We start from the raw sequence: 13,196 nt of genomic DNA on the forward strand, positions 1-13,196 counted from the left end.
GATCAATCCAGTACATAACCGTAGGAACCGCGGAAGTCCTGCTTGGCCACTTCACCCGCAGCACCCCGGCTGGGGGTGCGGGTGCCATCCGCCGTGCGCCCGTGCAGGAACAGGTCTTTCTCAGAGGGCGGCTTGATGCGGTCCGTGGGCAGGGCCAGCGCTTCGCCACGGGTCGGGGTGACCAGATGGGCGGTGACGATGATGACCAGTTCGGTCTGGCTGCGCTGGTAATCTGCCGAACGGAACAGCGCGCCCAGCACCGGCACATCGCCGATCCACGGCAGTTGCCGCGTGCTGTCGGTGAAGTCGTCGGTCAAAAGGCCCGCGATGGCAAAGCTTTCCCCGTCACGCATCTCGACCGTGGTCGAGGTTTCGCGCCGGGTGAAGGCGGAAATCTCGATGCCGTTGCCCAATGAAATGCTGTTGCTTGCGTCGATGGCCGAAACGGCGGCGTTCATCTCAAGGTTGATGATATCCTTGTCCACGACGCGCGGGATAAAGGCGAGTTCTACGCCGAAGGGTTTGAACTCCACCGACACCGTATCACTGGTTTGGGCGACCGGGATCGGGTACTCGCCCCCGGCGAGGAACTTGGCCTCTTGCCCCGAAAGCGCCACGAGGTTCGGCTCTGCCAAGAACCGGACGACGCCTTTTTCTTCCAATGCTTCCAATAGGATGCCCACTTGGGTAGAGCCTGCGTTGAAACCGAAAAGCACCGCGCCCGCGTTCTGGTTTGCCGACGGGATCGACCCACCAAGCGATGTCGCGACCCCGCCTGACGTATTGGTGCTGCCGGTGCCCGCGCTGAAATCGGAGCCGCCGTTGATTGCCAGCGAGGAGCCGAGCGATTTCGACACATTGCGCTGCATCTCGGCAAAACGAACCTTCATCATGACCTGCTGAATGCCGCCCACGCTCATCAGGTTGCTGACCCGTTCGGGAGCGTAGCGTTCGGCCAGATCGAGCGCGCGTTGCAGCCGCTGTGTGGAAGAGACAATGCCCGACAGCACGATACCGTCATTGGCGGTGCGCACTTCGATCTTCTCACCCGGCAGGATTTGACGCAGCCGTTCTTTGAATTCAGAGACATCCGCCGCGACGCGGACATCGACATTGGTGATCAGCTGTCCCGCCGCGTCGAGCAGCGTGAGCGTGGTCAGCCCCGGCGATTTGCCCAACACATAGATCGTGCGGTCAGACAGAGAGGAAATATCCGCGATGCCGGGGTTGGCGATGCTGAGTTCCGCGAAGGGAATGTCGCTTTCCACCACCACGGCGCGGTTCATCGGGACGTCGAGGCTGGAATTAGTGCCGCGTTTGACAACGCGCAGCGTATCGGCGCCAGCTGAACTGGGCAGGGTCAATGCCATCGGCATTGCGCCCAGTGTCAGCCCCAGCAGGGCCGCTTTCAGAAATCTATCGATTTTCATGTGACCTGCCTTTTTGATCACGCCTCGGGATGGGTCTTTTTGCCCTCGTTTGGCAACACTCTGCGGCAATTCCAAATTTATTGCAAGAATCAAGCTCTTCGCGGGCGCTGTGCATGTGGGCTATGCGCAACATAGCTGCAAAAAGGAAAGACGCCGCATGGGGGTGCGGCGCCTTCATTAACTTAGCAAGAGGTTGTTTTCAGGTCAGTTTGTGCAAGGGATCGGCAGTTCGACCACCTCGGCCCCGCGGCGGGTGCGGATCGTGCAAACCTTTTCCTTGGTTACTTCGGCGATGGTCTCTTGCGCCTCGATTCCCAGAAGCGAGCGTTGGTCGACTTCGATGGCTTCGGCCACGGTGTCGTCATTCGTGCCGACGAGAGCGAGGGAGAGTTTGCCGGTCGATTGCGCTTGGGCGAGGGCGGCCACCTGTTGCGGCTTCACGGCCACTGTCACTGTCTTGGCGATCGAGGCTTCTTCCATCACCAGCGCATCGGCGCTCTGGTCGATGGCGATCAGTTGCACGCCAGATTCGATCAGCTTGGTCACATCGCCGTTGCTGGATTGGTTACCCACGTTCACGCGGCCCGTCCAATAGACATCCACCCGGTCGCCGGGACGCAGGAAGCCCGAAACGCCGCTAGAGACGTCGACTTTGATGGTGAAGGCACGCGTGCCGCGGGCCAAACGGGAGGTGAGACCGGAATCTTCGCCCGGCTCGGTCACCTTGACGGCCATGATCGCTTCATCTTTCTCGATGTTGCGCAGCACGATGCGTTGTTCTTTGGTGTTCTCAGGGAACAATACGGTTTCTTCGAAGAATGTACCTTCGGGAATGGCATTCTCTGGCCATTTCACGGCGCGAACGTCTTCGCGGGTAAGGGGCTGTCCGTATTTCAAAGGCTTGTCGGCCACCCAAACAGTTTTCGTCGGCACGACCTGCGCCAGCGCGGCTTGGGCTTGCGCGTTGGCGGCTTGATACTGTGAAATCCGGTCTTTCGCCAGATAAACGGCCCCGCCGGCAAGTGCGACACCTACCAAAAGAACCAATCCAAATACGGCTCGCATGATGTTACCTCTTTGCTATGGAAGCGAATCTCGGCTCGCTTTGATCACCCCGGCAAATTAGCTGCCGATTATGGCGAGAATTGGTCTGTGCGGGGGCGAGGGGGAGGAGTTTGGCATGGGGGGGCAGATTTGACGCTAGGTGCTGAGTTTAACCCGGATGTACTCGAGCAGCACGTCAATGCTATCGGAAAATAACCCAAGTACCAAAATTGCTAGGCCCACCAGTCCGCCGGTCAGGGCGACCCATTCCACGCTGATAGCACCGCTCTGATCGTTCGAGAAACTCTTAAGGAAGTTGTACACTGGAAGCTCCTGCCGATCGCAGACCTATGGCGTGAAAAAGGGCCGCATTCTCACAGAAGACGGCCCCTATTAGAAGCATGTAGCCTCTTGCAGCTACATTAGTCTTGGGAAGTGCGCGTAGCGGTGGTCTCGAAATCAGAGATGTCGTCAGAGATATTGTTCGCCATTGTTTGTGCGCTGTTGCCGATGGTGTTGAACGCAACAATAGCCAAGCCAACGATCGCAGCGGTCAGAACGACCCAGTCAACTGTCACGGCACCGTCTTCGTCTTTGCGGAAGTTTTTGATAAAGTTCATCATGTCATGTCCCTCCAAGGATCACTGAGTAAAAGGTCTTAACCTCGCCGTCCGGTTTGCCTCGCTCTCTCATTTGAAGCTGTCCGACTTGGTATGACCCTATATAGCCGTCAGATTGGGGCGCGAATTTGGCAGCAAACGTGCCTTTTTCAGACCCTTCGCCCTTTTCTTGTGAAAATTCACTAACGCACTGTTTAGATTGCGTTTTATTCTTTCGCCGAACCTTGCGGCGGCGCTTTTCCATCGCCGGACTTCGTAATTGCGGCGAAATCGCCATGATCCCCGCACCGAACGCTGGTCCGATTCCGCGATTCATGTGATATTGCCGATCAAAGGCGCGTCAGACGCAAGGTAGAGCAGGCATGTATCGCATAATGGCAATCTCGCTGGTCACGGCCCTCATGGCCCCTGCCGCCGTGGCGGAGGGACCGAAACCCTTTCCTGAGTTTTCCGCGAAGCGAGTCGCCCCGCCCAAGAAGGGGGCCAAACGCATCACCGTGCAAATTGATCCGGCAGCCCGCGCCGCCGCGGCTGCGGAGGTGGAGGCAGGGCCCGCCGTGGCTGCGACGCCGAGCGGTGCGATTGCGCCATTGAACGCGGGGCAGTTCGATTGGTTCTGGGAAAAGGTCTCTCCCGCGGCGGATAGGGGCGGGGCAGGGCGGTTGGCCCCCGCGATGGCAGCACTTTCCAACGGCAAAGTGCCCGCACCGCGCCTGCAACATTTGCAAGATATCGCGCGCAGCAATGGGGTGGACATCTTGCGCGCCACCGTGGGCACCAAGGTCTCTCCGGCGCTCGTGTTGGCGGTGATCAGCGTGGAATCAGCAGGCCGGGCCGATGCGGTGAGCCGGGCGGGGGCGGCTGGCCTGATGCAACTGATGCCCGATACCGCCGCCCGTTTTGGCGTGCGCGACAGTATGATCGCGGCCGAGAATATCTCAGGCGGGGTCAAATACCTCGACTGGCTGATGGGGGAGTTCGACCGCGATCCGATTCTCGTGCTGGCGGGTTATAACGCGGGTGAGGGGTCGGTGCGCAAGCATGCGGGCGTGCCGCCTTTTGCTGAGACGCGCGACTATGTGCCCAAGGTGCTGGCGGCGTTCCAAGTGGCGCAGGGGCTTTGCCTGACCCCGCCGGAACTGATCAGCGATGGCTGCGTCTTTGCCGCGATGAACTGATCGCGACGGGCATGCCCCCGGCGGAAGCCGCCGAGGGCTGAATTTTCATACGATGGTCGCTTGGGTCGCGGCGCGCAGCTCTTCCTCGGTCACGCCATCGGCGCATTCGACGATTTTCAAGCCACCTTCGACCACATCGAGCACACCGAGGTTGGTGATGATCCGGTCGACCACACCCTTGCCGGTCAGCGGCAGGGTACATTCTTTCAAGACCTTCGAGTCACCGGCCTTGTTCTGGTGGTCCATCACGACGATGACCTTGCGGACACCGGCCACGAGGTCCATCGCGCCGCCCATGCCCTTGACGAGCTTGCCGGGGATCATCCAGTTCGCCAGATCGCCGTTCTCAGCCACTTCCATGGCGCCGAGGATCGCCGCCGCGATCTTGCCGCCGCGGATCATGCCGAAGGACATGGCGCTGTCGAAATAGGCGGTGCGGCTCAGCTCGGTGATGGTCTGCTTGCCGGCGTTGATCAGGTCTGGGTCTTCCTCGCCCTCGTAGGGGAAGGGGCCCATGCCCAGCATGCCGTTCTCGGACTGAAGGGTAATGTCCTTGTCGCCGACGTAATTCGCCACCAGCGTCGGAATACCGATGCCGAGGTTCACATACATGCCGTCTTCGAGTTCCTCTGCGGCCCGCGCCGCCATCTGATCTCTATCCCAAGGCATTATGCGTCCTCCCGCTTGCGTGTCGTGACCTTCTCGATGCGTTTTTCGTGCTCGCCTTGAATGATGCGATGCACATAGATGCCCGGCAGGTGGATGTGGTCGGGGTCGAGGCTGCCGCGGGGGACGATCTCTTCGACTTCGACGATGCAGACCTTGCCGCACATGGCCGCCGGCGGGTTGAAGTTGCGCGCGGTCTTGCGGAAGACGAGGTTGCCGGTGTCATCGGCCTTCCACGCTTTCACGATCGACAGATCGGCAAAGATGCCCTCTTCGAGGATGTAATCCTCACCGTGGAACTGTTTCACTTCCTTGCCCTCGGCGATCTGGGTGCCGACGCCGGTCTTGGTGTAGAAGCCGGGGATGCCCGCACCACCGGCGCGCATGCGCTCGGCCAAGGTGCCCTGGGGGTTGAATTCCAATTCCAGTTCGCCCGACAGATACTGGCGCATGAATTCGGCATTCTCCCCCACATAGGAGGAGATCATCTTTTTCACCTGCCGCGATTGCAGCAGAATGCCGATGCCGAAGTCATCGACGCCCGCATTGTTCGACGCAAAGGTGAGGTCTTTGGCCCCGTTTTCCTTGATCGCCTGCAACAGCAATTCCGGAATGCCGCAAAGGCCAAAGCCCCCGGCGGCGATCAGCATGCCGTCCGATAGAACGCCTTCCAGCGCCTCGGCGGCGGATCCATAGATTTTGTTCACGGGCGACCTCCCTACAGTTTCGCTGCGCCATATGTGACCCTGCGTCGTGGCAGTGTCAATTACGTGGTGCTACGCAGGAAAGGCCGCCCGGAAGGTCAGATGATGCGCACCTGCGTGCCCACGGGGCAGAGGCCGAAAAGCTCTTCGATCTTCTCGTTGTAAAGCCCGATGCAGCCGTCCGAAGACCGCCGCCCGATCTTGCGCGTGTCATGGGTGCCGTGGATGATATAGGCAGGCCAGCTAAGATACATCGCATGGGTGCCGAGCGGATTGTCCGGGCCCGGCGGCATGTATTTGTAATGCGGGAAACGCTCCATCATGGAGGCGGTGGGCGTCCAATCAGGGCCGACTTTCTTGCGCACAATTTCGGTATAGCCGCGCTTGGTCAACTCTTCGGTGGCGGGCACCGAGGTGGGGTAGACCTTGTAGGTCTGGCCGTCCGCGCTCCAGTAATGCAGGGCGCGGCTGGTGGTGTCCGCCACGATCGCGCCTTTGCCAAGGCTGTCGAAATGGTCCTGCCAACGCTGGGTGGCAAAGCTCGACGTGTTGCGCGACACCGGAGGTTCGGCGGAATATTCGCGGGGCGCTTGGCCGGGTTCCTGCGCACGCAGGATCTGCGGCGTCATCAGCGCCGCGCCGCTTGCGGCGATCAGCCCGCGCCGGGTGAATTTCATGCCTGACATTGATCTGCCTTTCATAGTGGTCTTGCCGCCGCCCCTGATCCGAAAATCGAAGGGGAATGGCAAATCACATATTCATGATGCTGGATATAAAGGCAGGCCACAGGCGGAACCGCGCCGATCCCCCGGCGCGGTTGCTGTGCCTAGGCGCGGCTTACGCGCTGTCGGCTTTTTTCGCGGTTGTTTTCTTGGCCGCGGGTTTCTTGGCCTCCGTTTTTGCCGGAGCCTTCTTGGTGGCCGTCTTTTTCGCCCCGGGCTTTTTGGCTGCCGTCTTCTTGGCCGGTGCCTTCTTCGTCGCCGCTTTGCGTTTGGCGGGGGATTTGGCGAGCTTCTCTTCGATCAGCTCCACCGCGCGCTCCATGGTCAGGTCTGCCGGTTCGATCTCTTTCGGGATCGTGGCGTTCACCTTTTCCCATTTCACATAAGGCCCGTATTTGCCCTCCATGACGTTGACCGCGCCGCCCATATCCGGGTGCTCGCCCATCTCGCGGATCGGTTTCGCGGCCTTGCCCCGGCCACCGCGGCTGGCGACTTTCTCGGCCAACAACTGCACCGCGCGGTTCATGCCGACGGTCCAAACCTCATCGATGCCTTCGAGATTGGCATTGGTGCCGCCCCGATGCGAGGTGCTTTCGGCGTGCTTGATGTAAGGCCCATAGCGCCCGATGTTGGCCCAGACCATGACGCCATCCTCGGGGTGGGGGCCGATCTCACGCGGGAGCGACAGGAGCATCACGCCCTGTTCCAGCGTCAGATCCTCGGGCACCCAATCCTTGGGGATCGACTGGCGCGGGGGTTTCTTGTTCTCTTCCGTCACCGGGCCGCGCTGGACGTAAGGCCCGAAGCGACCCTTGAAAACGCGAATTTCGTCGCCCTGATCCTCACCCAGCAGCTTGCCGTCGGGCGGAATGGCGGAGGCTTCGGCCTCCGGGTCTGGTGGGCCGAAGGGGCGGGTATAGCGGCATTCGGGGTAGTTCGAACAGCCGATGAAGGCACCGCCTGAGCGCGCGGTGCGCATCGACAGGCGGCCAATCTCGCAATTGGGGCAAAGCCGCGGGTCACTGCCGTCTTCGGTGGGCGGGAAGAGATGCGGCTCCAGTACCTCGTTGATCTTTTCCAGCACCTCGGTGATGCGCAGCTCCGACGTCTCCGCGATGGCGGCCGAGAAATCGCGCCAGAAGCGGCGCAGCACTTCTTTATAGGCGGCATCCCCGGCGCTGACCTTGTCGAGTTGATCCTCCAGATCGGCGGTGAAGTCATAGCCGATGTAGCGGCGGAAATAATTCTCAAGGAAGGCGGTCACCAGACGGCCCTTGTCCTCGGGGATCAGGCGGTTGCCATCCTTGCGAACATATTCGCGGTCCTGAATCGTGGTGACGATGCTGGCATAGGTCGAGGGGCGGCCGATGCCGAGCTCTTCCATCTTCTTGACCAGCGTCGCCTCGGTGTAGCGCGGCGGGGGCTGGGTGAAATGTTGCTCGGGCGTGACGCTGCGCTTGTCCATCGCGTCGCCTTGGCTGATCTGGGGCAGGCGTTTGTCGTCCTCGTCGACGACATCGTCGCGGCCTTCCTCGTAGACCTTCAGGAAGCCATCAAACAACACGACCTGACCGTTGGCACGCAGACCCACCTGCGCGTCATCGCTGCCGATCTCCACGGTGGTGCGCTCAAGACGCGCGCTTTCCATCTGGCATGCCAGCGTGCGTTTCCAGATCAGGTCATAGAGTTTCGCCTGATCGGCATCGAGCTTCAGCGCCTTGGCGTCCTTGGTCATATCCGTCGGGCGGATACATTCGTGGGCTTCCTGCGCGTTCTTCGCCTTGTTCTTGTAGATGCGCGGCTCTTTCGGGACATAATCCGCGCCAAACCGGTCCTTGATCGCATCGCGCGCCATCGAGACGGCCTCTGGCGCCATGTCGATGCCGTCGGTTCGCATGTAGGTGATGTGGCCGGCCTCATAGAGGCGCTGTGCGGTCGACATGGTCTGGCGTGCGCCCATCGAAAACTTGCGGCTGGCCTCCTGTTGCAGGGTCGAGGTCATGAAGGGGGCCGAAGGGTTGCGGCTCGCCGGTTTCGCCTCGACGTTCATCACCTTCAGCGCGCGGGAGGTGATCGCCTGCACCGCCATTTCGGCCTGCGTGGCATCGGCGAGATCGAAGCGTTCCAGCTTGTTTCCGGCGAGCGAGATAAGGCGGGCTTCGAACTCCTGCCCGCGCGGGGTGGCGAGCAGCGCCTTTACCGACCAATACTCACGGGCGCGGAAAGCCTCGATCTCCATCTCGCGCTCGACGATGAGGCGCAGGGTGACCGATTGCACGCGGCCCGCAGACTTGGCGCCCGGCAGCTTGCGCCAGAGCACGGGGGAGAGGTTGAACCCCACCAGATAGTCCAGCGCGCGTCGGGCGAGGTAGGCCTCTACCAGCGGCATGTCGACCTGACGCGGGTTCTGCATCGCCTCGGTCACCGCCTTCTGGGTGATCTGGTTGAAGACCACGCGGCTGACGGGCGTGTCTTTCTTGATCGATTTGCGCTTGGTCAGCGCCTCTTGCAGGTGCCAGCTGATCGCCTCACCCTCGCGGTCGGGGTCAGTCGCGAGGATCAATGCGTTGTCTTGGGCCAGCGCATCGGCGATGGCTTTGACGTGTTTCTTGCTGTCGCTGGCGACCTCCCATTTCATGTCGAAATCGGCGTCGGTATCCACCGAGCCGTCTTTTGGCGGCAGGTCGCGGACGTGGCCGTAAGAGGCGAGAACGGTGTAATCGTCGCCCAGATATTTGTTGATCGTTTTGGCCTTGGCTGGGGATTCGACGACGACGACGGGCATAAATACAGGCACCTTAGATCAAAAACGGGGGCGGCTTTGCGCTGTCTCATGTGGGATTGCAGGGGTGTTTGTCAATGCAGCTGCTGCGTATCACGGGTTTGCGGCGCAGCGGTTTCGCGGGCCGGATGGGCCGTTTCGGCGCCATTGACGGTCGGCATTCGAGGCTTGATTGGCCCGACCAAGTGCCGCGCGGTTGGTCCCGGGTTTCGCGGCGCTTTGACCGGGCCGCGCTCCTTCGCGGCATCAGGCAGAGCGGCTGAGCAGCCCGCCGGGTTGGCGCTGAATTTCCCCCTCCATCTCAAGATCGAGGAGCGCGGGGGCGACATCGCTGCTGGGCACTTGCAGGTCGCGGATCAATTGATCCTCCGCAACCGGCGCATGGCCGAGACGAGAGAGGATCTGCGCATGGAGCTTCGCGACAGGGCTTTGGTTTCGCGGCGGCGTTTCCGGGCGCGGGGCCGCGGGGGGCTTGCTGCGGGGTAGCGGGGGCTGAGTTTTCTCATCCGGCAAAACCTCCAACACATCCGCGGCAGAGCGCACCAGCACCGCGCCGTCGCGGATCAGCATGTTGCAGCCTGCCGCGCGGGCGTCCATCGGGTGGCCGGGGACCGCCAGCACGTCACGGCCCTGATCGAGAGCGTCGCGAGCGGTGATTAAACTGCCCGAGCGGGCCGCCGCCTCAACCACCACCGTCGCGCGGCTCAGGCCCGAGATGATGCGATTGCGGCGGGGGAAGTGCCGGGCCATCGGTTGCAGCCCCATCGGTTGCTCTGACAGCCGCAGCCCCTGCGCGGCAATTTGACGGGCCAGCGCAGTGTTCTCATTAGGGTATATAATGTCGACCCCGCCCGCCTGCACGGCGATGGTGCCGCGGGGCAATGCGGCCTCATGCGCCGCCGCGTCGATCCCCCGGGCTAGTCCGGAGACGACGACAAAATCAGCTTCCCCCAATTCGGCGGCGAGGCTGCGGGCCATGCGTAGACCAAGCGAAGAGGCGTTTCGCGCGCCCACGAGGGAGATCATCGGACGGGCCAGCAATGCCGGGTCGCCGATCAGCCATAGGAAGGGCGGCGCATCGGGGAGGTCGCCGAGCAGGCGCGGGTAGGGTGCCTCCCCCTCGACCAGTAGCCGGGCCCCGTCGCGGCGGGCGGCGTTGAGTTCCGCCTGAACCACCCCTTCGGGGCAGATGCGGTAGTCTGATATCCCGGCGGCACGCGCGACTTCCGGGAGCGCCTTCAGCGCCTCTTGGGCAGAGCCATGTTCATCCAGCAGGCGCCGATAGGTCGAAATACCCACGCGGCGAGAGCGCAACAGACGAAGCCGGGCAAACTGTTCATCTTCCTGGGTGGGTGGGAGTGGGGGGTGAGTGGAAGAAGGATGTAGGTCCTTGTCAGTCATCCCGAAACTCCGTCCGTTGCAGAATCAGGTATAGGATTTAGTGCTTAACAACCTATGAACATTTCCCCGCGTATTTGATTCAACCCCAGCGTGCCGTCAGGTCGCAGCGCCGCCGACAGTCAGCCCGCCGATCATCAAAGTGGGCTGGCCCACACCCACCGGCACCCATTGCCCCTGTTTGCCACAGTTGCCCATGCCGGGGTCTAGCGTCGGGTCATTGCCGATGGCGCGGATCTTTTGCAAGGCCGTGGCCCCATCGCCGATTAACGTGGCGCCTTTGACCGGCGCGCCGATCTTGCCGTTTTGCACGCGGTAGGCCTCGGTGCAGGAGAAGACGAATTTACCATTGGTGATATCGACCTGACCGCCGCCGAAACCCACGGCATAGATCCCGTCCTTGAGGTCAGCCACGATATCGCCCGGTGCCGCCTCGCCGCCCAGCATATAGGTATTGGTCATGCGCGGCATCGGGATATGCGCATAGGACTGCCGCCGCCCGTTGCCCGTTGAGGCGCTGCCCATCAGCCGCCCATTCTGACGGTCCTGCATATAGCCGACCAGCTTACCATCTTCGATCAGCACATTGCGCGCCGAGGGGGTGCCCTCGTCATCGACAGAGATTGAGCCGCGCCGGTCGGGGATCGTGCCGTCATCCAGCACGGTCACGCCCTTGGCTGCGATCTGTTGGCCCATCAACCCGGCAAAGGCGCTGGAGCCCTTTCGGTTGAAATCGCCCTCAAGCCCGTGGCCGATGGCTTCGTGGAGCAGGATGCCGGGCCAGCCGGGGCCAAGCACCACGTCCATCACGCCCGCGGGGGCAGGGACGGCTTCAAGGTTCACGCAGGCGATGCGCAGGGCTTCGCGGACCTTGGCCTGCCAGTCTTCGGGGGCGAGCATACCGTCGAGCCCGATCCGCCCGCCGCCGCCGACACCGCCGCTCTCGCGGCGGCCATCCTGCTCGACAATGACCGAGACATTGACCCGCGTCATGGGGCGCACGTCGCGCACCGAATGCCCTTCGGGGCGAAGAATCTCGACCTCCTGAATGCTGGCGGCGATCGTGGCGCTCACCTGTACTACGCGGGGATCGAGGCTTCGGGCATAGGCGTCGATCTCGCGCAGGGTATCGACCTTGACCGGGAAGGCGTGGCCTGCGATCGGGTCTTCGTCCGTATAAAGCCGCTTGTTGCTGGCCTGAGGGGCATCGGCCCAAGTGCCACCGCCATCGCCCACTGCCAGCCGCGCCGTTTCCGCCGCGCGGCGTAGGGCCGCTTCGCTCATCTCGGTCGAATGGGCGTAGCCTGCGACTTCGCCGCGCACGGCGCGCAGGCCAAAGCCCTCGGCGGCGTCATAGCTGGCGGTTTTGAGGCGTCCGTCGTCGAAAACCAGCGCCTCAGAGCGGCGCCGTTCGAGGAATAATTCGCCGTCATCGGCACCGGCCACGGCCTCGCGCAGCACGCTCAGAGCGGTTTCTCGGTCCAGATCGGCCTCGAAGGGGGTGAAATGCGCGCGGCTCATCGGGGGTATCCTTGCTTGCTGTCACAAAACTGTCTCGCGCGGCTCTATGACGCAAGCATGTGACTTTATCTTGTAGGCAGAATATGATTGTAAGCACCCAGGATTACAACGGCACCGGATCGCAGCAGCGGTTTGGGGTGCTTATCGGCTTCTTAATGGTCACAAGATCAGGACGACATATGAAACATCTACTCCCCCTTTCCGGTCTTTTGACCAGCCTTGCCGCCCTGCCTGCATTGGCACAGGACAGCCTGCGCATTGACGGGCTTGATGTCATCGGCAGACCTGTTGACGGCGAGACAGGCTTTCAACCCGCCGTTACCGAATTGGCGCGGGATATCCATGATTTGGATCACCTGATTCTGGTGATCATCGCCGCGATCACCGTCTTCGTGACCGGCCTGATCATCTGGGTCATGATCCGCTACAACAAAAAGCGGAACCCGAACCCCTCGTCCTTCACCCACCACACCCCGATCGAGATCGCTTGGACCATCGGGCCGATTCTCATCCTTGTGCTGATCGGTGCCTATTCGCTGCCGATCCTGTTCCGTCAGCAGGAAATTCCCGAAGCGGACATCACGATCAAGGCCATCGGCAACCAGTGGTACTGGACCTATGAATATGTCGACGAAGAGATCGCCTTTGACAGCTACATGATCGGCGCTCCGGCCACGCTGGGCGATGGCGATGAGGACGTGACACCCTTCGTGCTGAATGACGCGATGGTCGCCAAGCTTGAAGACGAAGGCTACAGCCGCGATGACTTCCTGCTGGCCACCGATACTTCGGTCGTGATCCCCGTGGGTAAGACCATCGTCGTGCAGGTCACCGCCAGCGACGTGATCCACTCTTGGACCATCCCCGCCTTCGGCGTGAAACAGGATGGCGTGCCGGGCCGTCTGGCCGAACTGTGGTTCACCGCCGAGCAGGAGGGCGTCTACTACGGCCAGTGTTCCGAGCTTTGCGGTCAGGCGCACGCCTATATGCCGATCACCGTCAAAGTGGTTTCGGAAGAGGCCTATGCGGAATGGCTTGGCAACGCCAAGGCGGAATATGCCGGCATCGAACAGCCGCTGACCGTCGCCTCTAAGTAAGCCAGTGCCACGGGGCAGGGCGCAGGCCCGTGCC

13 protein-coding genes are annotated in these 13,196 nt (G+C 61.8%); 2 read left to right on the forward strand and 11 right to left on the reverse strand.

The window, feature by feature from the left end; all coding sequences use genetic code 11:
* Positions 1 to 2 precede the first annotated feature (2 nt).
* The 5 genes from ACGYLD_RS08735 to ACGYLD_RS08755 all read right to left on the reverse strand — a co-directional run bounded on the left by ACGYLD_RS08735 (position 3) and on the right by ACGYLD_RS08755 (position 3,410).
* Positions 3 to 1,430, reverse strand: a complete 1,428-nt coding sequence (locus tag ACGYLD_RS08735) for a type II and III secretion system protein family protein (protein WP_067267251.1) — start codon at positions 1,428 to 1,430, stop codon at positions 3 to 5.
* 204 nt (positions 1,431 to 1,634) lie between these two features.
* On the reverse strand, positions 1,635 to 2,495 hold the full coding sequence (gene cpaB, locus ACGYLD_RS08740; RefSeq protein WP_271688033.1) for a Flp pilus assembly protein CpaB: 861 nt from the start codon (positions 2,493 to 2,495) through the stop codon (positions 1,635 to 1,637).
* A 135-nt stretch (positions 2,496 to 2,630) separates the two neighbouring features.
* On the reverse strand, positions 2,631 to 2,798 hold the full coding sequence (locus tag ACGYLD_RS08745; protein WP_276153843.1) for a Flp family type IVb pilin: 168 nt from the start codon (positions 2,796 to 2,798) through the stop codon (positions 2,631 to 2,633).
* 98 nt (positions 2,799 to 2,896) lie between these two features.
* A complete protein-coding gene (locus tag ACGYLD_RS08750; protein ID WP_271693169.1) occupies positions 2,897 to 3,097 on the reverse strand; it encodes a Flp family type IVb pilin in 201 nt (66 codons plus the stop codon).
* A gap of 1 nt (position 3,098) precedes the next feature.
* Positions 3,099 to 3,410 (reverse strand): hypothetical protein, encoded by a 312-nt coding sequence (locus ACGYLD_RS08755; RefSeq protein ID WP_271693170.1) that lies wholly within the window; start codon positions 3,408 to 3,410, stop codon positions 3,099 to 3,101.
* Between the two features lie 58 nt (positions 3,411 to 3,468).
* On the opposite strand from ACGYLD_RS08755, the gene ACGYLD_RS08760 reads away from it, so the two are divergent.
* A complete protein-coding gene (locus tag ACGYLD_RS08760; protein WP_271693796.1) occupies positions 3,469 to 4,272 on the forward strand; it encodes a lytic transglycosylase domain-containing protein in 804 nt (267 codons plus the stop codon).
* A 45-nt stretch (positions 4,273 to 4,317) separates the two neighbouring features.
* Here ACGYLD_RS08760 and ACGYLD_RS08765 read toward each other — a convergent pair whose 3' ends face one another.
* From ACGYLD_RS08765 to tldD, 6 genes are all read right to left on the reverse strand, one after another.
* Positions 4,318 to 4,941, reverse strand: coding sequence for a CoA transferase subunit B (locus ACGYLD_RS08765; protein ID WP_271688030.1), 624 nt, complete (start codon positions 4,939 to 4,941; stop codon positions 4,318 to 4,320).
* Positions 4,941 to 5,645 (reverse strand): CoA transferase subunit A, encoded by a 705-nt coding sequence (locus ACGYLD_RS08770; protein ID WP_067267259.1) that lies wholly within the window; start codon positions 5,643 to 5,645, stop codon positions 4,941 to 4,943. Before ACGYLD_RS08770 ends, ACGYLD_RS08765 begins: the two co-directional genes overlap by 1 nt.
* Before the next feature lie 95 nt (positions 5,646 to 5,740).
* Complete coding sequence (locus ACGYLD_RS08775; RefSeq protein ID WP_271693172.1) at positions 5,741 to 6,328, reverse strand: L,D-transpeptidase; 588 nt, start codon at positions 6,326 to 6,328, stop codon at positions 5,741 to 5,743.
* Between the two features lie 151 nt (positions 6,329 to 6,479).
* Positions 6,480 to 9,149, reverse strand: a complete 2,670-nt coding sequence (gene topA / locus ACGYLD_RS08780; RefSeq protein WP_271693797.1) for a type I DNA topoisomerase — start codon at positions 9,147 to 9,149, stop codon at positions 6,480 to 6,482.
* A gap of 243 nt (positions 9,150 to 9,392) precedes the next feature.
* The gene (dprA, locus tag ACGYLD_RS08785) at positions 9,393 to 10,547 is read right to left on the reverse strand and encodes a DNA-processing protein DprA (protein ID WP_271693174.1); all 1,155 of its coding nucleotides are present in this window, start codon (positions 10,545 to 10,547) and stop codon (positions 9,393 to 9,395) included.
* Between the two features lie 96 nt (positions 10,548 to 10,643).
* Entirely contained in the window at positions 10,644 to 12,065 is a 1,422-nt protein-coding gene (tldD, locus tag ACGYLD_RS08790; protein WP_271693176.1) for a metalloprotease TldD, read from the reverse strand.
* A 179-nt stretch (positions 12,066 to 12,244) separates the two neighbouring features.
* Between tldD and coxB the strand changes: the two genes are divergently transcribed.
* The gene (gene coxB / locus ACGYLD_RS08795; protein ID WP_276153844.1) at positions 12,245 to 13,162 is read left to right on the forward strand and encodes a cytochrome c oxidase subunit II; all 918 of its coding nucleotides are present in this window, start codon (positions 12,245 to 12,247) and stop codon (positions 13,160 to 13,162) included.
* Positions 13,163 to 13,196: the final 34 nt, after the last annotated feature.

The sequence above is a fragment of the Sulfitobacter sp. 1A12056 genome, assembly GCF_043558125.1.
Lineage (GTDB): Bacteria > Pseudomonadota > Alphaproteobacteria > Rhodobacterales > Rhodobacteraceae > Sulfitobacter > Sulfitobacter faviae.